At 42.0% G+C, this 21,767-nt stretch carries 14 protein-coding genes; all 14 read left to right on the top strand.

Annotated elements, in window-relative coordinates; translation table 11 throughout:
- The first annotated feature begins 104 nt into the window (after window positions 1-104).
- The 14 genes from MK409_RS00510 (at window position 105) to MK409_RS00575 (ending at window position 21,666) form a co-directional block, all read left to right on the top strand.
- On the top strand, window positions 105-1,148 hold the full coding sequence (locus MK409_RS00510; RefSeq protein WP_049479411.1) for a D-alanine--D-alanine ligase: 1,044 nt from the start codon (window positions 105-107) through the stop codon (window positions 1,146-1,148).
- 83 nt (window positions 1,149-1,231) lie between these two features.
- A complete protein-coding gene (locus MK409_RS00515) occupies window positions 1,232-2,605 on the top strand; it encodes a UDP-N-acetylmuramoyl-tripeptide--D-alanyl-D-alanine ligase (protein WP_268704948.1) in 1,374 nt (457 codons plus the stop codon).
- On the top strand, window positions 2,592-3,203 hold the full coding sequence (locus MK409_RS00520) for an NUDIX hydrolase (protein ID WP_268704949.1): 612 nt from the start codon (window positions 2,592-2,594) through the stop codon (window positions 3,201-3,203). The genes MK409_RS00515 and MK409_RS00520 overlap by 14 nt, the downstream gene beginning before the upstream one ends.
- A gap of 88 nt (window positions 3,204-3,291) precedes the next feature.
- On the top strand, window positions 3,292-3,996 hold the full coding sequence (locus MK409_RS00525; protein ID WP_268704950.1) for a TIGR02206 family membrane protein: 705 nt from the start codon (window positions 3,292-3,294) through the stop codon (window positions 3,994-3,996).
- A 217-nt stretch (window positions 3,997-4,213) separates the two neighbouring features.
- On the top strand, window positions 4,214-5,584 hold the full coding sequence (gene ftsA, locus MK409_RS00530) for a cell division protein FtsA (protein ID WP_000196346.1): 1,371 nt from the start codon (window positions 4,214-4,216) through the stop codon (window positions 5,582-5,584).
- A gap of 16 nt (window positions 5,585-5,600) precedes the next feature.
- Window positions 5,601-6,857 (top strand): cell division protein FtsZ, encoded by a 1,257-nt coding sequence (ftsZ, locus tag MK409_RS00535; protein WP_268704951.1) that lies wholly within the window; start codon window positions 5,601-5,603, stop codon window positions 6,855-6,857.
- Window positions 6,858-6,860: 3 nt separating this feature from the next.
- A complete protein-coding gene (locus MK409_RS00540; RefSeq protein WP_268704952.1) occupies window positions 6,861-7,532 on the top strand; it encodes a YggS family pyridoxal phosphate-dependent enzyme in 672 nt (223 codons plus the stop codon).
- A 9-nt stretch (window positions 7,533-7,541) separates the two neighbouring features.
- On the top strand, window positions 7,542-8,072 hold the full coding sequence (locus MK409_RS00545; protein ID WP_268704953.1) for a cell division protein SepF: 531 nt from the start codon (window positions 7,542-7,544) through the stop codon (window positions 8,070-8,072).
- A complete protein-coding gene (locus MK409_RS00550; protein WP_268704954.1) occupies window positions 8,072-8,332 on the top strand; it encodes a YggT family protein in 261 nt (86 codons plus the stop codon). The genes MK409_RS00545 and MK409_RS00550 overlap by 1 nt, the downstream gene beginning before the upstream one ends.
- Window positions 8,329-9,120, top strand: a complete 792-nt coding sequence (locus tag MK409_RS00555) for an RNA-binding protein (protein ID WP_268704955.1) — start codon at window positions 8,329-8,331, stop codon at window positions 9,118-9,120. Before MK409_RS00550 ends, MK409_RS00555 begins: the two co-directional genes overlap by 4 nt.
- Before the next feature lie 8 nt (window positions 9,121-9,128).
- Complete coding sequence (locus MK409_RS00560) at window positions 9,129-9,383, top strand: DivIVA domain-containing protein (RefSeq protein ID WP_000028988.1); 255 nt, start codon at window positions 9,129-9,131, stop codon at window positions 9,381-9,383.
- A gap of 16 nt (window positions 9,384-9,399) precedes the next feature.
- Window positions 9,400-10,194 carry a DivIVA domain-containing protein gene (locus MK409_RS00565; protein WP_268704956.1) on the top strand — a complete coding sequence of 265 codons (795 nt, stop codon included), beginning with the start codon at window positions 9,400-9,402 and terminating at the stop codon, window positions 10,192-10,194.
- 251 nt (window positions 10,195-10,445) lie between these two features.
- A complete protein-coding gene (gene ileS / locus MK409_RS00570) occupies window positions 10,446-13,238 on the top strand; it encodes an isoleucine--tRNA ligase (protein ID WP_268704957.1) in 2,793 nt (930 codons plus the stop codon).
- A gap of 295 nt (window positions 13,239-13,533) precedes the next feature.
- Window positions 13,534-21,666 carry a ZmpA/ZmpB/ZmpC family metallo-endopeptidase gene (locus MK409_RS00575; RefSeq protein WP_268704958.1) on the top strand — a complete coding sequence of 2,711 codons (8,133 nt, stop codon included), beginning with the start codon at window positions 13,534-13,536 and terminating at the stop codon, window positions 21,664-21,666.
- Window positions 21,667-21,767 lie beyond the last annotated feature (101 nt).

Here is a 21,767-nt window from a genome sequence, read left to right on the forward strand (position 1 = left end):
CTCTTTTATGTTTCTTGAATTCTAGTACCATGTTCAAGTTTCAAAAAAGAAGCAAATATGATATACTAAAGAACGAGTATTCTATTAGAATTAGGACAAGCAATATGAAACAAACGATTATTCTTTTATATGGTGGGCGTAGTGCAGAGCGTGAAGTCTCTGTCCTTTCAGCTGAAAGTGTTATGCGTGCGGTCAACTACGACCGTTTTACAGTCAAGACTTTCTTCATCAGCCAGTCAGGTGACTTTATCAAAACACAAGAATTTAGCCAGACTCCAGGTCAAGAGGATCGTCTCATGACCAATGCGACTATTGACTGGAACAAGAAAATCGCGCCAAGTGCCATCTATGAAGAAGGTGCAGTGGTCTTTCCAGTTCTTCATGGTCCTATGGGAGAAGATGGCTCTGTTCAAGGATTCCTTGAAGTTTTGAAAATGCCTTATGTTGGCTGCAATATCTTGTCATCTAGTCTTGCCATGGATAAAATCACGACCAAGCGTGTTTTAGAATCTGTCGGGATTGCCCAAGTACCTTATGTGGCTATCGTCGAAGGGGACGATGTGACTGCTAAAATCGCTGAAGTTGAAGAAAAATTGACTTACCCAGTCTTCACGAAGCCGTCAAACATGGGTTCTAGTGTCGGTATTTCTAAGTCTGAAAATCAAGAAGAACTCCGCCAAGCTTTGGAACTTGCCTTCCAATATGACAGCCGTGTCTTGGTAGAGCAAGGGGTGAATGCCCGTGAAATCGAGGTTGGTCTTTTGGGCAATTACGATGTTAAGAGCACGCTTCCTGGTGAAGTGGTTAAGGATGTTGCCTTTTATGACTATGATGCCAAATACATCGATAACAAGATTACCATGGATATCCCGGCTAAAATCAGTGATGATGTGGTAGCTATCATGCGTCAAAATGCAGAAACTGCCTTCCGTGCGATTGGTGGCCTCGGTCTGTCTCGTTGTGATTTCTTCTATACAGATAAGGGCGAAATTTTCCTAAACGAGCTCAATACCATGCCAGGTTTTACCCAGTGGTCTATGTATCCACTACTTTGGGACAATATGGGAATCAGCTACCCAGAACTAATCGAGCGTTTGGTTGACCTTGCTAAGCAAAGTTTTGACAAGCGCGAAGCGCATTTGCTATAAAATGAAAGAGAGGGTAGAAGCCGGAACTATCACTGCAAGGTGAGTCGAGTTCTCGGACTTCAACCCTTTTTAAAGGAGTAGAAATGAAATTAACAATCCATGAAGTTGCCCAAGCTGTTGGGGCTAAAAATGATGTCAGCATCTTTGAGGACACCCAGATAGAAAAAGCTGAGTTTGACAGTCGTTTGATTGGGACAGGTGATTTGTTTGTGCCACTCAAAGGTGCGCGCGATGGTCATGACTTTATCGAAACAGCTTTTGAAAATGGTGCAGCAGTAACCTTGTCTGAGAAAGAGGTTGCAAATCATCCCTACATTCTAGTAGCTGACGTTTTGATTGCCTTTCAACAACTAGCCGCCTACTATCTTGAGAAAACGGCTGTTGATGTCTTTGCCGTAACGGGTTCAAATGGAAAAACGACGACCAAGGATATGTTGGCACATTTATTATCAACAACCTACAAGACCTACAAAACTCAGGGCAATTACAATAACGAGATTGGTCTTCCTTACACAGTTCTTCATATGCCAGATGATACTGAAAAATTGGTCTTGGAAATGGGGCAGGATCACTTGGGAGATATCCATCTCTTGTCAGAATTGGCCCATCCTAAGACAGCCATTGTGACCTTGGTTGGAGAGGCTCATTTGGCCTTTTTCAAAGACCGTTCTGAGATTGCCAAAGGAAAAATGCAGATTGCAGATGGTATGGCTTCAGGTTCTTTGCTTCTGGCACCAGCTGACTCGATTGTAGAGGACTACTTGCCTACAGATAAAAAGGTGGTTCGTTTTGGGCCAGGAGCAGAGCTGGAAATCACAGACTTGGTTGAGCGCAAGAATAGTCTGACCTTTAAGGCCAATTTCTTGGAGCAAGCCCTCGATTTGCCAGTGACAGGTAAGTACAATGCCACCAATGCTATGATTGCTGCTTATGTGGCTCTTCAAGAAGGAGTGTCAGAGGAGCAAATTCATCAGGCCTTTCAGAACCTAGAATTGACCCGCAATCGTACTGAGTGGAAGAAAGCAGCCAATGGAGCAGATATTCTGTCTGACGTATACAATGCTAATCCAACTGCTATGAAGTTGATTTTGGAGACATTCTCTGCCATTCCAGCTAATGAAGGGGGCAAGAAAATCGCTGTCTTAGCGGACATGAAGGAACTCGGCGATCAGTCTGTTCAACTCCATAACCAGATGATTTTGAGTCTGTCACCAGATGTGCTGGATACCGTGATTTTCTACGGAGAAGACATTGCGGAATTAAGCCAACTTGCCAGTCAAATGTTCCCAATCGGTCACGTTTTCTACTTCAAAAAAACAGCTGACGAGGACCAATTTGAAGACCTAGTCAAGCAGGTTAAGGAAAGCCTCGGTGCCAATGACCAAATTTTGCTTAAAGGCTCTAACTCCATGAATCTAGCCAAGCTGGTAGAAAGTTTAGAAAATGAATGCAAGTGATTTTACCAAGTATCTGCAAAGAATGCTAGCCATTACGGATACTGGATTAACCTTTACAAAAGATCCTTTCGACCGCGAGCGTTACGAGGACTTGCGAATCCTGTTATCTGAAATGTTGAATCAGGTATCAGACCTCGATGCAGAAGAAGTGGCAGAAGTCTTGAAACCAACATCCGCTTATGCAACTCCTCTGATGGACGTCCGTGCTTGGATTGTTGAGGATGAAAAAGTATGTTTAGTTAGAGGAAAAGGAGAGGATAGTTGGGCTTTGCCAGGTGGTTTTGGTGAAGTCGGCTACTCTCCAACCGAAAATATTCTCAAAGAAATTGAAGAAGAAACCGGCTTTACAGCAAAAGCTGAAAGGTTACTTGCAGTTTTTGATACCAATCGTTTCCAACTACAGAGCAAACAATATGCAAAGTTTGTCTTTGAATGTCAACTTCTTGATGGACAATTTCAAGAAAATCAAGAAATTGCTGAGCTTCAATTTTTTGCCATTGACCAATTGCCAGTCTTATCTGAAAAACGCATCACAAAAGAACAAATGGAGATTCTTTGGCAAATTCATCAAGGACAAAGAGAGCAATATCTTGACTAAGAAGATTATTATCGTATTTCTGAATTCATTTTTTTCGATTGACATGGTATAATATGTGAGAAGATTTTGAAATAATGAGGAATATTAAATGAATTTATGGGATATTTTCTTTACGACGAAAGCCACAGAACCACCTCAATTTGACCTTGTCTGGTATGTAAGTTTATTTTCGTTATTAGCGTTGACCTTCTACACTTCTTATCGCTATTACGATAAAAAAGTCTATCAACGTTTTTTCCAAATTTTACAAGCTGTCCAGTTGATTCTTCTCTATAGTTGGTACTGGGGAAATCACATGCCGCTTTCAGAAAGTTTACCATTTTATCATTGTCGTATGGCGATGTTTGTAGTGCTATTACTTCCTGGTAAGTCAAAATACAAGCAATATTTTTCTCTACTTGGAATCTTTGGAACGCTTGCGGCTTTTGTGTATCCAGTACCCGATGCCTATCCTTTTCCCCACATAGCCATCCTGTCTTTCATTTTTGGTCACCTAGCTCTTCTAGGAAATTCTTTGGTTTATTTATTTAGACACTATGACCCTCGATTATTGGATGTTAAGGGGATTGTTTTATTAACCTTCTCACTTAATGCTCTGATTTTTGTGGTTAATTTAGTGACTGGAGGAGATTATGGATTCTTGACAAAGCCACCATTGGTTGGTGATCATGGCTTAGTGGCCAATTACCTGATTGTGTCGCTGGTATTAGCTACAGCTATTAGTTTGACCAAGAAAGTATTAGAAGTTTTTTTAGAGCAGAAAGCAGAAAAAATACTTGTGAAGAAAGCTTAATTTTAAGCTTTCTTTTTTTGTAAAAAACGATACTTTTTTTAAAGTAAGGCTGTTAAGATAAAAAAATAGAAATAAAAAGTGAAAAAATGACTAGGAAATTTATCAAAATCTAAGCACAATAAGATATTTTGTGTTATAATATTCTGTGAATAGCTATGCCCAAACATAGTTATTAAATAGAAGTGAGAAACTTGGAAGACAGAGAGGATGCGATGTAATGACTAGAGATGGTTTTTTTACAGGCTTAGATATCGGAACTAGCTCGATTAAAGTGCTAGTAGCTGAGCATAGAGATGGCGAAGTAAATGTAATTGGTGTTAGTAATGCCAAAAGTAAAGGTGTAAAAGACGGAATTATTGTTGATATTGAAGCAGCTGCTTCAGCAATTAAATCTGCAATCACACAGGCAGAAGAGAAAGCGGGTATTTCTATTAAGTCTGTTAACGTTGGCCTTCCAGCAAACCTCTTGCAGGTTGAACCAACACAAGGAATGATTCCTGTAACTTCAGATACTAAAGAAATCACAGATCAAGATGTTGAAAATGTTGTCAAATCAGCTTTGACAAAGAGCATGACTCCTGACCGTGAAGTGATTACCTTTATTCCAGAAGAATTCATCGTGGATGGATTCCAAGGCATCCGTGACCCTCGTGGTATGATGGGTGTTCGCTTGGAAATGCGTGGTCTGCTTTACACAGGTCCTCGTACGATTCTACACAATCTTCGCAAGACAGTTGAGCGTGTAGGCATTCATGTTGATAATGTGATTATTTCACCTTTGGCAATTGTGAACTCCGTTCTCAATGAAGGCGAACGTGAATTTGGTGCGACTGTCATTGACATGGGTGGAGGTCAGACTACTGTAGCGACTATCCGTAACCAAGAATTGCAGTTCACTAACATCTACCAAGAAGGTGGAGATTACGTTACTAAAGACATTTCTAAAGTCTTGAAAACATCTCAAAAAATTGCAGAAAGTTTGAAATTGAACTATGGTGAAGCTTACGTTCCACTAGCAAGTAACGAAACTTTCCAAGTTGAAGTAATTGGTGAAGTAGAACCTGTTGAAGTAACAGAAAGCTACTTGGCAGAAATTATCTCTGCACGCATCAAACATATCTTTGACCAAATCAAACAAGAGCTTGAAAGAAGACACTTGTTAGATTTGCCAGGAGGTATCGTCCTTATCGGTGGAAATGCAATTTTGCCAGGAATTGTTGAATTAGCCCAAGAAGTATTTGGTGTTCGCGTAAAACTTTATGTACCAAATCAAGTTGGAATTCGCAACCCTGCATTTGCGCACGTGATTAGCTTGTCTGAGTTTGCTGGTAAATTGACGGAAGTCAATCTTCTTGCTCAAAAAGCAGTTAAAGGAGATGAATTCCTTCGTCAAAAACCAATCAACTTTGGCATTCCAAATCAACGTTTGAATCCTGTAGCGCAACCAAGTCCAGCACAAACAGCTCCAGCTGAAACCGTGCAGGAAGCTCCAGTTGCTCCCAAGGAAGAATTCCAAGCAAGTTCTCAAAGTAAACCGAAGCTAACAGAACGTTTCCGTGGTTTGATCGGAAGCATGTTTGATGAATAAAAGAGGATAAGAAATTATGACATTTTCATTTGATACAGCAGCAGCTCAAGGCGCAGTTATTAAGGTAATTGGTGTCGGTGGTGGTGGTGGTAACGCCATCAACCGCATGGTTGACGAAGGTGTTGCTGGTGTAGAATTTATCGCAGCCAACACTGATGTACAAGCCCTTAGCAGTACGAAAGCAGAAACAGTTATCCAACTTGGTCCAAAATTGACTCGTGGTTTGGGTGCTGGAGGTCGTCCAGAAGTTGGACGTAAGGCTGCAGAAGAAAGCGAAGAAGCTTTGACGGAAGCAATCAGTGGTGCAGACATGGTCTTCATCACCGCTGGTATGGGTGGAGGATCTGGAACAGGTGCTGCCCCAGTGATCGCACGTATTGCTAAAGATCTTGGAGCCCTTACAGTCGGTGTTGTGACTCGTCCTTTCGGATTTGAAGGAAGCAAACGTGGCCAGTACGCTGTAGAAGGAATCAACGAACTTCGCGAGCATGTTGATACTTTGTTGATTATCTCTAATAACAACTTGCTTGAAATTGTTGATAAGAAAACGCCACTTCTTGAAGCTCTTAGCGAAGCAGATAATGTCCTTCGCCAAGGTGTTCAAGGTATCACTGACTTGATCACGAACCCAGGATTGATTAACCTTGACTTTGCTGACGTGAAAACTGTAATGGCCAACAAAGGGAATGCCCTTATGGGTATCGGTATCGGTAGTGGTGAAGAACGTGTTGTTGAAGCAGCTCGTAAAGCAATTTACTCTCCACTTCTTGAAACAACTATCGATGGTGCAGAGGATGTCATCGTCAACGTTACTGGTGGTCTTGACTTGACCTTGATTGAAGCAGAAGAAGCTTCAGAAATTGTCAACCAAGCAGCTGGCCAAGGTGTAAACATCTGGCTTGGAACATCAATTGACGAAAGCATGAAGGATGAAATCCGTGTTACAGTTGTAGCGACAGGTGTTCGTCAAGAGCGCGTGGAAAAAGTAGTTGGAGCTCGTAACAACCAACCAGTTGGACGTCCATCAACTAAAGCTCCTCAAGCACACACATTTGACCGTCAATTCGACTTGGAAGAGACAGCAGAATTGCCTAAATCAAGCCCACGTCGCTTTGAAACTAACCAAGCGTCTGCTTTTGGAGACTGGGATTTGCGTCGTGAGTCTATTGGTCGCCAAACAGATCCAGTTGTTTCACCAGTAGAACGCTTCGAAACACCAGTTTCACAAGATGAAGATGAATTGGATACACCTCCATTCTTCAAAAATCGTTAATCAATGAATTTGAAAAAAAATACTGAATTAGTTTTTCAGCAAATAGCTGATGCTAGTCAAGAAGCCAACCGTGCTCTAGATGCTGTTTCAGTAATCGCAGTGACAAAGTATGTAGATGTACAAACAGCGGAAGCCTTGCTTCCGCTTGGTGTCCGTCATATAGGTGAAAACCGAGTCGATAAATTTTTAGAAAAATATCAGGCCTTGAAAGATTACCCAGTTACTTGGCACTTAATAGGAACACTACAGAGACGGAAAGTGAAAGAAGTAATCCCATTTGTGGATTACTTTCATGCTTTAGATTCCCTGAAGTTAGCCCAGGAAATTCAAAAGAGAACAGATCATGTTATCAAGTGTTTCTTGCAGGTCAATATTTCTGGGGAAGAAAGCAAGCATGGGTTTTCAAAAGAAAAATTGCTAGAACTTTTGCCAGAATTGGCTAAGTTAGATCAGATTGAGTATGTTGGTTTAATGACCATGGCTCCTTTTGAGGCAGACAGTGATGAATTGAAAGAAATTTTCAAGGATGCGCAGGCTCTGCAAGCAGAAATTAGAGAAAAACAAATCCCTAATATGCCGATGACGGAGCTAAGCATGGGAATGAGTCGTGATTTTAAAGAAGCGATTCAGTCCGGCTCAACCTTTGTTCGAATCGGTACAGCATTTTTTAAATAGGAGAGAGCTATGTCTTTAAAAGATAGATTCGATAAATTTATAGATTATTTTACAGAAGACGGAGAAGAAACGACTAACTACCAGACTCAACAAGAGGAAACAGTTAGCCCAGCCATCTCATCTTCTAAAGAATTACCAGCACCTGCTCAGTCAGGATCAGCAAAAGATGCAAATATTACTCGTCTTCATGCGCGTCAGCAAGAATTGGCAATGCAAAGCCATCGTTCAGATGAGAAAGTGACAATTGACGTTCGCTATCCAAGAAAATATGAAGATGCAACTGAAATTGTAGATTTGTTGGCTGGAAATGAAAGTATTTTGATTGATTTCCAATATATGACAGAGATTCAAGCCCGTCGTTGCCTTGACTACTTGGACGGAGCCCGTCATGTCTTGGCTGGGAATATGAAAAAAGTTGCGAGTACGATGTATCTATTGACGCCTGTCAACGTTGTCGTGAATATTGAAGATATCAAACTTCCAGATGAATCACAAAGCGCTGAGTTTGGTTTTGATATTAAACGAAATAGAGCAAGATAATGATTTTCTTAATCCGTTTAATCCAAAATGCGGTTAGCATTTATTCCATCATTCTCGTTGCATTTGCTCTTCTTTCATGGTTTCCAAATTCCTATGAAAGCCAGCTAGGTCGCCTAGTTATCAGACTTGCTCGCCCAGTTATTGAGCCCCTTCGTAAGCTCAATATACAATTTGCTGGTCTTGACTTTACGGTTTGGGCAGCGCTGATTCTGATTCAGTTTGTTGGAAATCTCTTAACACGACTAGTCTTATTACTATGACAGCAAATCGAGCCATTTATCAGCATTTTTCTCAAGATGATATTCCCTTTATTGATAAGGGGTTAGAGTGGATCAAGCGGGTAGAAGATACCTATGCACCGGTACTTACTCCTTTTATCAATCCCCATCAGGAACAGATCTTGAGGGTACTAGCTGGGACATATGGACTGGGTTGCCAAAGTAGTGGTGATTTTCTTCCGACAGAGTCGGTTCGAGTTCTTCTCTATCCAGATTACTTTGAACCGGAGATATCAGACTTTGAAATGGCCTTGTTGGAAATTTGCTATCCGAGTAAGTTTGAGCAACTGAGTCATGGAAAAATATTGGGAACAATTATCAACCAACTAGGAATTGACCGTAAATTATTTGGTGATATCTTGGTAGATGAAAAGAGAGCACAGATTTTTGTCAATCGTGATTTCATTCCTCTTTTTCAGGATGGGATAAGAAAGATTGGCAGACTTCCTGTATCGCTGGAGGAACGTCCTTTTACCGATAGGATTTTGACTAAAATTGATTATAGAGAACGAGAAATTTTAGTTTCGAGTTTTCGATTGGATGCCCTCTTATCAAGTGCCTTGAAATTATCTAGAAACCAAGCTAGTCAACTGATAGAAAAAAAATCTGTCCAGGTAAACTATCATCTGGTTGAAAAAAGTGATTACCAGGTTGCAGTTGGGGATTTGATCAGTGTGAGAAAGTTTGGTCGTCTAAAAGTTGTCAAAGACAATGGTCAGACCAAAAAGGATAAGAAAAAACTAACAGTCCGGCTACTTTTAAGCAAGTGAGAAAAAATATGTCGATTACACCACAAGAAATAAGTGATAAAGCTTTCTCAAGAACATTCAGAGGCTACAATCAGGAAGAAGTTGACCTCTTTCTAGATAAGATTTACTTTGAATTAGAGGAGATGATTCGATACAAAGATGAAACTGAACTCTATATCAAAAAACTAGAAGAACGTCTTTCCTATTATACGAATGATATTCCTAAGAGAACAGTAACAAGCGAGCAAGAACCAGAAGCAATTAATGATTCTATTTTTTATTAAGTAAGTGAGGAAAAGTATGCCAATTACATCGTTAGAAATTAAAGATAAAACCTTTGGCACAAGATTTAGAGGTTTTGACCCAGAAGAAGTAGACGAGTTTCTTGATATCGTTGTTCGTGATTATGAAGACTTGGTTCGTAGTAATCACGATAAAGAGACACACATCAAAAGTTTGGAAGAACGTTTGTCTTACTTTGATGAGATGAAGGATTCCTTGAGTCAGTCAGTTTTGATTGCTCAAGATACAGCTGAGCGTGTCAAACAAGCTGCTCAAGAACGTTCAAACAATATTATTCAACAAGCTGAACAAGATGCTCAGCGTTTGCTTGAAGAAGCGAAATACAAGGCAAATGAAATTCTCCGTCAGGCTACAGATAATGCGAAGAGAGTGGCTGTTGAGACAGAAGAGTTGAAGAATAAGAGCCGTGTATTCCATCAACGCCTCAAGTCTACGATTGAAAGTCAATTGGCTATTGTCGAGTCATCTGATTGGGAAGATATTCTTCGCCCAACAGCTACTTACCTTCAGACAAGTGATGAAGCCTTTAAAGAAGTGGTGGGTGAAGTTCTTGGTGAAACTGTATCTATACAACCAGAGGAAGAACCAATTGATATGACTCGTCAATTCACACCAGAAGAGGTTGCTGAATTGCAAGCTCGTATCGAGGCTGGCAACAAAGAATTAGCTGAGTTTGAAGCTCAACAAAATCAACAGACAGAAGAAATTGACCAGCATGAAGAGTCAGTTGAAGTAGAAGCTACTGCAGCAACTGAGAACGATGCAAATAAAGAATCTGTTCTTATCCTATAAAAAATGTGAGAACAAGATCCAACCAACTATATTTTCAGCGAGTGGGAGATGGTGAGAGTCCTGCAATCCCTAGTGGTTAGATTATCCTCTCAAGCAATCCAGTCCGAAAGCAGTAAGACTAGACGTCCCCCACGTTACGGGAAAAGAGGAAAAGAGACCCTGTCTTTTTTCGAACAAAGGTGGTACCACGATTTTCGTCCTTTTTGCGAATCGTGGTTTTTATTTTGTCAGTTTAAATTAAAGGAGTAACAATGAAACTTAAAGAAACCCTCAATCTAGGGAAAACAGACTTTCCTATGCGTGCTGGTCTTCCAACTAAAGAACCAGTTTGGCAAAAAGAATGGGAAGAAGCAAAACTTTACCAACGTCGTCAAGAATTGAATCAAGGGAAACAACATTTTACCTTGCATGATGGACCTCCGTATGCAAACGGAAATATCCACGTTGGACATGCCATGAACAAGATTTCCAAAGATATTATTGTTCGTTCTAAGTCTATGTCAGGATTCTATGCACCTTACATCCCAGGTTGGGATACACATGGATTGCCAATCGAGCAAGTCTTGGCAAAACAGGGCGTGAAACGTAAAGAAATGGACTTGGTTGAGTACTTGAAACTTTGCCGCGAGTATGCTCTTTCTCAAGTTGATAAACAACGTGAAGACTTTAAACGATTGGGTGTTTCTGGTGACTGGGAAAATCCTTATGTGACTTTGACTCCGGACTATGAAGCGGCTCAGATCCGTGTCTTCGGAGAAATGGCTAAGAAAGGCTACATCTACCGTGGTGCCAAGCCTGTTTACTGGTCATGGTCTTCTGAGTCAGCCCTTGCGGAAGCGGAAATTGAATACCATGACTTGCTTTCAACTTCCCTTTACTATGCTAACCGTGTCAAAGATGGAAAAGGTGTCCTAGATACAGACACTTACATCGTTGTCTGGACAACTACGCCATTTACCATTACAGCTTCTCGTGGTTTGACTGTTGGAGCGGATATTGACTACGTAGTCGTACAACCTGCTGGTGAGACTCGTAAGTTTGTGGTTGCTTCAGAATTGTTGAACAGTTTGTCTGAGAAATTTGGCTGGGTGGATGTGCAAGTCTTGGCAACCTACCGTGGTCAAGAATTGAATCACATCGTAACAGTCCACCCATGGGATACGGCTGTAGATGAGTTGGTAATCCTTGGTGACCACGTTACGACTGACTCTGGTACAGGTATCGTCCATACAGCCCCTGGTTTTGGTGAGGACGACTACAATGTCGGTGTTGCCAACGGCCTTGAAGTTACTGTAACAGTTAACGAACGCGGTATTATGATGGAAAATGCTGGTCCTGAATTTGCGGGTCAGTTCTATGACAAGGTTGTGCCGACTGTTATCGAAAAACTGGGTGATTTACTCCTTGCTCAGGAAGAAATTTCTCACTCATATCCATTTGACTGGCGTACGAAAAAACCGATCATCTGGCGTGCTGTTCCACAGTGGTTTGCCTCTGTATCTAAATTCCGCCAAGCAATCTTGGATGAAATTGAAAAAGTGAAGTTCCACTCAGAATGGGGTAAAGTTCGTCTTTACAATATGATTCGTGACCGTGGCGACTGGGTTATCTCTCGTCAACGTGCTTGGGGAGTTCCCCTTCCAATCTTCTACGCAGAAGATGGTACAGCTATCATGACAGCTGAGACTATTGAACATGTAGCTCAACTCTTTGAGGAACACGGTTCTATCATCTGGTGGGAACGTGATGCTAAGGACCTCTTGCCAGAAGGATTTACGCATCCAGGTTCACCAAATGGCGAGTTCAAGAAAGAAACAGATATCATGGACGTATGGTTTGACTCAGGTTCATCATGGAATGGAGTAGTGGTCAACCGTCCAGAACTCAAATATCCAGCAGATCTTTACCTTGAAGGTTCTGACCAGTACCGTGGTTGGTTCAACTCATCACTTATCACATCTGTTGCCAACCATGGCGTTGCTCCTTACAAACAAATCTTGTCACAAGGTTTTGCCCTTGATGGTAAAGGTGAGAAGATGTCTAAATCTCTTGGAAATACCATTGCTCCAAGTGATGTTGAAAAACAATTTGGTGCGGAAATCTTGCGTCTCTGGGTAACAAGTGTGGACTCAAGCAATGACGTGCGTATATCTATGGATATCTTGAGCCAAGTCTCTGAAACTTACCGTAAGATCCGTAACACTCTTCGTTTCTTGATTGCCAATACTTCTGACTTTAATCCAACTCAAGATGCAGTCGCTTATGATGAACTTCGTTCAGTTGATAAGTACATGACGATTCGCTTTAACCAGCTTGTCAAGACCATTCGTGATGCTTATGCCAACTTTGAATTCTTGACAATCTACAAGGCCTTGGTGAACTTTATCAACGTTGACTTGTCAGCCTTCTACCTTGATTTTGCTAAAGACGTTGTCTACATCGAAGGTGCCAAATCACTCGAACGCCGTCAAATGCAGACAGTCTTCTATGACGTTCTTGTCAAAATCACCAAACTCTTGACACCAATCCTTCCTCACACAGCAGAGGAAATCTGGTCATATCTTGAGTTTGAAGCTGAAGACTTCGTTCAATTGTCTGAATTACCAGAGGCTCAAACTTTTGCCAACCAAGAAGAAATCTTGGATACATGGTCAGCCTTCATGGACTTCCGCGGACAAGCTCAAAAAGCCTTGGAAGAAGCACGTAATGCCAAAGTTATCGGTAAATCACTTGAGGCTCACTTGACAGTTTACCCAAATGAAGTGGTGAAAACTCTTCTTGGAGCGGTGGATAGCAATGTGGCTCAACTCTTGATCGTGTCAGAATTGACCATCGCTGAAGGTACAGCTCCAGAAGCTGCTGTTAGCTTTGAGGATGTTGCCTTTACAGTTGAACGCGCTGCAGGTGAAGTTTGTGACCGTTGCCGTCGTATCGATCCAACTACTGCTGAACGTAGCTACCATGCCGTCATTTGTGACCACTGTGCAAGCATCGTAGAAGAAAACTTTTCGGATGCAGTTGCAGAAGGATTTGAAGCGAAATAATCATAATAGTATCAAGGTGTCTCATAGTTTAAGATGAGATAAAAAGGAAAAAGAGAGGAAGTCATTTCTCTCTTTTTTTGCTGGAAAAAGTTTAGGACAAAGGGAGTAAATCTAATATTTTTAGGAAGAGTTTTAAGCTGATTTTTTGAAATGTTTTTAAAAAGAGAGGTCGTTTTTTGGTACTTTTCAAAAGCTTGTGTTACTTCTAAAAATCGTGACAAATAATTTGAATAATCAAGTGAAATCAGGTAGAATAGAAAGGATTGAATAATATATTGAAAAGGAAATCTTTAGAATGAAACATCAGTTTTATGGAGAAAAACGACAACGTTTTTCTTTCAGAAAGTTGTCAGTTGGATTGGTTTCTGCCACTATTGGAAGCTTCTTTTTGAGTGGGCAAATAACTGGGGACTTGACTTCTGTAAAGGCAGCAGAAATTCAAAGTCAGCAGTCTGCTCATGTCAAATACCACTACGTAGTGGAGTCTGAATTGACGGAGGCAGAGAAGAGTGCCTTGATAAGGGAGATTCCAAAGTATGTTGAGGATGCTTCAGAGACCTATTATTTAGTTTATCGTCCGACTATTCAAGGGGATTCATCTGGAGTATTGCCTAAGACAGGTCACTCCGGCCTTTGGGAATCAACTTTTACAGCGATGGGTCTTGCATTACTAGTACTTGTAGTTGTTAGAGGCAGGAATGGGAAGAGGTATTTATCTTCGATCTTGTTGGTAACTGGAATGGGATCCATGCTACTATCTCCAACAGTCTTAGCAGTGACGAATATCGAACTTGCAGCATATAATCAAAGTCTTAACTTGGGTCTTGGAGATGCACTTCCAGCACCATTGAAAATTGACGGTTACGACTATATCGGTTACTTAAAGAATGAAGAACAAAATGATAGTGGTTTAGCTCATTCTGCTCAGAAGGAAAATCCGACACTGGACTTGGAGAAAGAGAAGGGAAGTGAACTTAAACCGAGTGAAACAAATCCGAATACAAAAGAGATTGTTTCGGATAAGGAAGACGGTCTGACAGAGCAAGAGAGAGAAGCTATCGCTACTAAGGAGAGAGAACTCGCTCGCCTTGGAGCAGTTCATGAATTGCCAGAATTAAAAATTAGTGAACAAAAGTCGGTTCAAGCTCTCCCTTATCAGACCCAATACCAGTATTCCGATGAATTGGCTCAAGGTCAATCAAAAGTCATACAATCAGGTGTTCGAGGTCAACGTACAGTTGTGACTCGTCATTATCGTGAGAATCAAGAAATCGTAAAAAGCGAAATGATTTCTGATCAAGTGACGCTTGAACCTGTTTCTGAAATTATTTTAGTTGGAACAGCTCCAACTAACTCGATACCAAAAGAAACTCCAGTTCACGAAGTTCCGAAATTGTCAGAATATGGCACAACTCCAGAAACAGCGCCAGTTCATGAAGTTCCAGAATTGGCAGAATATGGTACAAATCCTGAGACATCTCCAGTTCACGAAGTTCCGAAATTGTCAGAATATGGCACAACTCCAGAAACAGCGCCAGTTCATGAAGTTCCAGAATTGGCAGAATATGGTACAAATCCTGAGACATCCCCAGTTCAAGAGATTCCAGAATTGGCAGAATATGGAACTAGTCCTGAAACGGCTCCAGTTCATGAGGTTCCAGAATTGGTAGAGTATGGCACCAGTTCTGAGATGCCTCCAGTTCAAGAGATTCCAGAATTGACGGAATATGGCACAACTCCTGAAACAGCGCCAGTTCATGAAATTTCGGAATTGACGGAATATGGCACAACTCCAGAAACAGCTCCTGTTCACGAAGTTCCGGAATTGGCAGAGTACGGAACCAGTCCCGAGACAGCTCCTATTCATGAGAATTCTGAGTTGGAATTAACTACAAATGATGAGGTTAGAATAGAAAAGATTGATTTTTCTATTGACGAGCAATATACAGATGAGATTCCAGAAGGAAGTCGTCAAATCGCGACTCCGGGAGTCCAAGGTGAGCGGACCATCAAGACTCGTGTCTACAGTTCCAATGGTCAAGAGGTTGACCGCCAAGAGTTGTCTAACGAGGAAACCTTGGCTCCGGTAACACAAATCGTTAAAGTCGGCACGGCTAAGCCAAACATGATACCGAGTGAAGCGCCGAAAGCAGATGCTTTACCAGAGTATCCACTGACTTACACCGATGAAACGCGAGTTGAGAAAATTAACTTCACCACTCGTGAAGAAGAAACGGATGAATTGGTTCGTGATGCTCGTCAAATCGCGACTCCGGGAGTCCAAGGTGAGCGGACCATCAAGACTCGTGTCTACAGTTCCAATGGTCAAGAGGTTGACCGCCAAGAGTTGTCTAACGAGGAAACCTTGGCTCCTGTAACGCAAATTGTCAAAGTCGGCACGGCTAAGCCAAACATGATACCGAGTGAAGCGCCGAAAGCAGATGCTTTACCAGAGTATCCACTGACTTACACCGATGAAACGCGAGTTGAGAAAATTAACTTCACCACTCGTGAAGAAGAAACGGATGAATTGATTCGTGATGCTCGTCAAATCGCGACTCCAGGAGTCCAAGGTGAGCGTACCATTAAGACTCGTGTCTACAGTTCTAACGGTCAAGTTGTTGACCGTCAAGAATTGTCTAATGAGGAAACCTTGGCTCCTGTAACGCAAATTGTCAAAGTCGGCACGGCTAAACCAAGCATGGTACCGAATGAAGCACCAAAAGCAGAAACTTTTCCAGAGTATCCGTTGACTTATACTGACGAAACTCGAGTTGAGAAGATTAACTTCATAGTTCGTGAAGAAGAAACGGATGAATTGGTTCGAGATGCTCGTCAAATCGCGACTCCGGGAGTACAAGGTGAGCGGACCATCAAGACTCGTGTCTACAGTTCCAATGGTCAAGAGGTTGACCGCCAAGAGTTGTCTAACGAGGAAACTCTGGCTCCTGTCACACAAATCGTCAAGGTCGGCACAGCTAAACCAAGCATGGTGCCAAATGAAGCACCGAAAGCAGACGCTTTACCAGAGTATCCGTTGACATATACTGACGAAATTCGCGTTGAAAAAATCAACTTTAGCATTCGTGAAGAAGAAACGGATGAATTGGTCCAAGGTGCTCGTCAAATCACAACTCCAGGTGTTGAGGGTGAGCGCACGATTAAGACTCGCATCTACAGTTCTAACAGTCAAGAGGTTGATCGCCAAGAGTTGTCCAACGAGGAAACTCTAGCTCCCGTAACGCAAGTGGTCAAAGTTGGAACGGCTAAGCCAAGCATGGTACCGAACGATCCACCGAAAGCAGACGCACTGCCAGAGTATCCGTTGACTTATACCGACGAAATTCGCGTTGAGAAGATTAACTTCACCACTCGTGAAGAAGAAACCGATGAGCTTGTTCAAGATGCTCGTCAAATCGCCACTCCAGGAGTCCAAGGCGAACGAACTATTAAGACTCGCGTCTACAGTTCTAATGGCCAGGAAATTGACCGTCAAGAACTTTCGAATGAAGAAACTTTGGCTCCTGTAACACAAATCGTCAAAGTCGGTACGGCTAAACCAACTATGGTGCCGAACAATCCACCGCAAGCAGACGCACTGCCAGAATATCCGTTGACGTATACTGATGAAACGCGCGTAGAGAAAATTAACTTCACTATTCGTGAAGAAGAAACCGATGAGCTTGTTCAAGATGCTCGTCAAATCGCAACTCCGGGTGTCCAAGGTGAGCGTACCATTAAGACTCGTGTCTACAGTTCTAACGGTCAAGTTGTTGACCGCCAAGAATTGTCCAATGAGGAAACTCTAGCTCCCGTAACGCAAGTGGTCAAGGTCGGCACGGCTAAGCCAAACATGGTACCGAACGATCCACCGAAAGCAGACGCTTTAGAAGAGTTCGATTTAATTTCACTGCATAATCTCTTAGCAGAAGCGGATCAGATTAAAGCTCAGGCCCGTTATTTCAACGATAGTCAGAGTCATCAAGCTAACTATGATGCTGCTTTGACGGCAGGTCAAGCGATTCTGAGTCAATCCCAAGCCAGCCAAGCAGAAGTCAACCAATTGGTGGAACAAATCAATCAAGCCAAGGCTCAATTAAGTGGTCTTGAAGTTGTCAAAACGGCTCTACAAAATGAATACGATTTAAATCCAAGAGTTAAAACTTCTGTTAAATATAAGAATGCGGATTCAGATAAGCAGACAGCTTATACTGACGAATTGACTAAGGCTGAAGGAGTTTTGAACAATCAAACTGCTACACAAGTGCAAGTCAATCAAGTTCTTGCTAGCCTGACAGCAACCAAAGAAGCGCTGAATGGAATACCTAAAGTCAAGCCGACAGTTTCGATTCTAAGTCTGACTGAGAATGCCGATGATAAGTCGGTTACGGTCCAATATAGATTGGAAGACCAGACCAAATCCTTCCGTTCAGCGACTGCAGAATTGTACCAGGGAGATCAGCTGGTTCGCACTCTTCCGATTACTAACTTTGCTGGTAGCTTGAAAATTGGCGACCTAGACTACTATACAGGTTATACTTTGAAAACTAAGTTGACTTATGAACTGGATAATGGCAGCTTTACTGAGTTTGAAACAGACAGTCGTAACTTTGAGTTAGAATACAAGAAGATTGCCTTCCGTGATATTGATTCTGTTGAGTTTTATCATAAAGAAAACGACCAATATAAGCGCTTTGTATCGATGAGTTCTATGCCTACGGATCTGTCTACCTACTTCGTCAAGATCAAATCAAGCGAATCCAAAGAAATTCTCCTACCAGTTCAGAGTATCTCCGAAGCAGAAAAAGATGGCAAGGCAGTCTATAAGGTTAATGTAACCCTTCCTGAACTCGTCCAAGAAAGTGAAGCGGGCTACAAGTCTGGGCACGACTTCTACATCAGTAAGGCAGTCCCAAGTCAGCAAAATGTCTACACCAGCTTTGCTGGATTGGTAGACGCTATGAAGCGAAATATGGCAGGAAATTATGTTCTGGGAGCTGATTTGGATGCGAGCGAGGTCAACCTAGCTCCTGCGGATTATGTCTATCTTAAAGGGAACTTCACAGGTAGTCTGACAGGTAGTCATAATGGTAAGCAATACGCCATTTATAATCTAGTCAAGCCCTTATTTGAAAACCTCAAGAGTGGGTCTGCAATTTCCAATATCGACTTTAAAGACGTGAATATCGTGGGTACCTATGACTCAGCTGCGCTGGCACGCAATGCGGAGAATGCGCGAATCACTGACGTTTCTGTTCAGGGGAGAGTATCGGTAGTAGGCAACGCTTCTAACGTAGCGGGTCTTGTAGTTAATGGAACCAATACGAAGATTACCAATAGTTCCTTTACGGGTACCATCCTATCTAACAATCAACACATCAAAGCTTATAACGTAGGTGGTTTGGTTGCGAGCCTTAAAGGAGGAGAATCTCTTCTTAGCCAAAGTAAAGCAGATGTAACGATTATTAGCGGTGCGCGATCAAATGAACAACGTATTGGTGGTTTGGTTGGACGTCTAGAAAACAATGCTCGAATCACCAAATCTTATGTGACAGGAAAACTATATAATTCAACCACTAACGGTCAAATCGGTGGAGTGGTCGGTTCGAACTACTTTAATGGTTTAGTTGATAATGTTATCAGTAATGTTAGCGGTACAAATGTTTACAGTATTTCTGGGGATCAGGGATACAAGAACGACCGCATTACACAAGCATATAAAGTTGCCAAAAGTGAAACCTTGAAAAACGATCAGTTTGTTACTTCTACCATTACTCAAGAAGAAATGGAAGAAAAACTGACTGCTATGGACATAACAACTAGCCTAGATGACACGAATCTAAATATGCGTTTTGTCGACTATGGTCAAGTAAACAATGCTCAATTTGACCGCGGATATTCTTATGCAAATATGGAGAAACTGCTTCCTTTCTACAATAAAGAAACCATTGTTTCGTTTGCTAACAAGATTCCGAAAAATCATAAGTTGAACAAGGAGTACCTACTGGATGTTGTTCCGATGAAGGGCGACCAGGTTATCACTGATATTCATAGCAATAAAACTGGAATCAATCGTTTGATGCTGCACTACATGGACAATACCATTGACTACCTAGAAATATCTTATAAAGGAGATTTCGTAAATCGAGGTATTGCTGAGTATAGTATCAAGGGGTTAGACCTTCTTTATACTCCAGAAGCCTTTGTATCAGATTATACTAGTATTCTAAATCAAGTGTTGCCAGAGTTAAACAAGGTAGTTCTTGATTCGCCAGCTATGCGCACAGCTCTTGGAGTAGCAGCAGATACTTCTTTGGATGAACTATACTTAGACACCGCATTTACGCAAGTGAAAAGCAAGCTATCAGGTGAGCTTCGCAAAGTGCTAGCTATGGATAAGGCTATCAATACTGAAGGTGAAGTAGTTAAGGATTATCTTGTTAAGAAGATTCTTGCTGATAAAGAAGCTTTCCTATTGGGTCTGACTTACCTTAACCGTTGGTATAATATCAACTATGACACCTTTAATGTCAAAGACCTGTCTGCTTACAAGATGGATTTCTACGGTAAAAATGATGTTTCGGTTCTTGATACAATCATTGCTTTAGGGAAATCAGGACTTGAGAATCTCAAGGCTAAGAACAACTATACAGCGTATGATAATTTGCTCTCTGAAGCAACTGGCAAGCGAGGACTCTTCAATTACCTTGAAGGCTACCGTCAGCTCTTCCTACCATACAAGACCAATAATGAATGGCTCAAAACCAATACAAAAGCCTACATCGTTGAGGCTAAGTCGGATGTAGCAGAAGCGAGACAGCTTCAGGACGCAGCCGAGGGCAAGAGCAAGTATTCTGTTGGTGTTTATGACAAGATTACTGCAGATAATTGGGAACACAAGGGCATGCTCCTGCCACTCTTGACCATGACCGAGAAAGGTGTCTATGCTATCTCTAATATGTCTACCCTCTCTATGGGAGCTTATGATCGCTATCGTCTTGATGCTAATAACAGGATCCGCACAGATGCAGAACTAGTTGAATATGTCGAAGACCGAGTGAGAAAAACTGCTGAATACCAGCGCGACCACTATGATTTCTGGTACAAGATTCTCAGTCCAGAAAGCAAGGACAAACTCTTCCGTTCGGTTCTGGTTTATGATGGGTTCTTCTTGACTGACAAAGCAGGACAAAGCTATTGGGCACCAGCTAATGACAAAAGATCACAGGCAATGCAGGAATTCTTTGGACCAGCCGGCAAGTGGTATCCAAGCAAGGGTTACAATGCCTATGCTACGGGAAGTGTGACCCATTTTGATAGAGCACGACTATTAGAAGACTATGGAAACTCTGTCTACACCCATGAGATGACCCATAACTCTGACGGAGCAATTTACTTTGAAGGATATGGTCGTCGTGAGGGACTAGGTGCGGAACTCTATGCTCGCGGACTCTTGCAGTCTTCGCCGAGTGCAGATGAACCAACTATTACGCTCAATACTCTCTTCAAGGTGGACAAGGATTCTAAGACCCGTATGCATACCTATAATTTCAAGGAACGTGTTCAAAATGCAGCAGACCTGCAGCACTATGTCCATGGTATGTTTGACATGATCTACACCTTGGACTATCTAGAAGGTACTTCTATGCTGAAGCAGAGCGATGCTGCGAAACTTCAGTGGTTCAGAAAGATGGAGAATTACTATATTACAGATAAGTATGGTAAGGAGACTCATGCTGGTAACCAGACGCGAAGCTTCACTGCTGAAGAAATCAAGCAATTAAAGACCTTTAACTCTCTCATTGAAAATGATGTGATCACTCGTCGTGAGAACAAGGATAGTGGGAAATACGGCCGTAATGGCTACCTGAGCCTCAGCCTCTTCTCACCGATTTACTCAGCCTTGAGCAATCCGAAGGGAGCTCCAGGTGATGTCATGTTCCGTCGCATAGCCTATGAATTACTAGCAGCCAAGGGCTACCATGACGGATTTGTCCCTTATGTTTCTGGTCAGTACTCTCAGGAAGCCTTTGATGAAGGGATGAAAACGTGGGATGGATGGTCTGGAAGAGATGTTGGTCTTGTGACAGACCAGAAAGTCTTGGAAAATGTATTTAAGGGTGAATACACCTCTTGGGCAGCCTTCAAGAAGGCCATGTATAAGGAGCGGATTGATCAGCTGACCAAGCTGAAGCCAATTACCATTGAGTACGAGCTTAGAAATCCAAACAGTACCAAGAAAGTAACCATTCGCTCTTATGCAGAGATGCAGCAGTTGATGGACGCAGCCGTGGCAGAGGATGTACGCAACATTACCAATGCTACTAGCCGTGTCGAAGCTAGCTGGGTCAACCTGCTCAAGAAGAAGATTTACAACGCTTATCTTCGTGAGACAGACGACTTCAGACAGTCTATTTTCAAGAAATAAGGAAAGTACTCTGTTCAATCAAAATTTAAAAAATTCCTAGGTATCCTTAAACCTAGGAATTTTTTCTGTGGATTTTCCATGATCTTGTTTGTGCATTCAAG

This window comes from Streptococcus oralis, assembly GCF_026782375.1.
Lineage (GTDB): Bacteria > Bacillota > Bacilli > Lactobacillales > Streptococcaceae > Streptococcus > Streptococcus oralis_CL.

Bases quoted from the DNA above. Each gene is read 5' to 3' on its own strand.
- MK409_RS00510 (WP_049479411.1), top strand. From the start codon at position 105: ATGAAACAAACGATTATTCTTTTATATGGTGGGCGTAGTGCAGAGCGT.
- MK409_RS00515 (WP_268704948.1), top strand. From the start codon at position 1,232: ATGAAATTAACAATCCATGAAGTTGCCCAAGCTGTTGGGGCTAAAAAT.
- MK409_RS00520 (WP_268704949.1), top strand. From the start codon at position 2,592: ATGAATGCAAGTGATTTTACCAAGTATCTGCAAAGAATGCTAGCCATT.
- MK409_RS00525 (WP_268704950.1), top strand. From the start codon at position 3,292: ATGAATTTATGGGATATTTTCTTTACGACGAAAGCCACAGAACCACCT.
- ftsA (WP_000196346.1), top strand. From the start codon at position 4,214: ATGACTAGAGATGGTTTTTTTACAGGCTTAGATATCGGAACTAGCTCG.
- ftsZ (WP_268704951.1), top strand. From the start codon at position 5,601: ATGACATTTTCATTTGATACAGCAGCAGCTCAAGGCGCAGTTATTAAG.
- MK409_RS00540 (WP_268704952.1), top strand. From the start codon at position 6,861: ATGAATTTGAAAAAAAATACTGAATTAGTTTTTCAGCAAATAGCTGAT.
- MK409_RS00545 (WP_268704953.1), top strand. From the start codon at position 7,542: ATGTCTTTAAAAGATAGATTCGATAAATTTATAGATTATTTTACAGAA.
- MK409_RS00550 (WP_268704954.1), top strand. From the start codon at position 8,072: ATGATTTTCTTAATCCGTTTAATCCAAAATGCGGTTAGCATTTATTCC.
- MK409_RS00555 (WP_268704955.1), top strand. From the start codon at position 8,329: ATGACAGCAAATCGAGCCATTTATCAGCATTTTTCTCAAGATGATATT.
- MK409_RS00560 (WP_000028988.1), top strand. From the start codon at position 9,129: ATGTCGATTACACCACAAGAAATAAGTGATAAAGCTTTCTCAAGAACA.
- MK409_RS00565 (WP_268704956.1), top strand. From the start codon at position 9,400: ATGCCAATTACATCGTTAGAAATTAAAGATAAAACCTTTGGCACAAGA.
- ileS (WP_268704957.1), top strand. From the start codon at position 10,446: ATGAAACTTAAAGAAACCCTCAATCTAGGGAAAACAGACTTTCCTATG.
- MK409_RS00575 (WP_268704958.1), top strand. From the start codon at position 13,534: ATGAAACATCAGTTTTATGGAGAAAAACGACAACGTTTTTCTTTCAGA.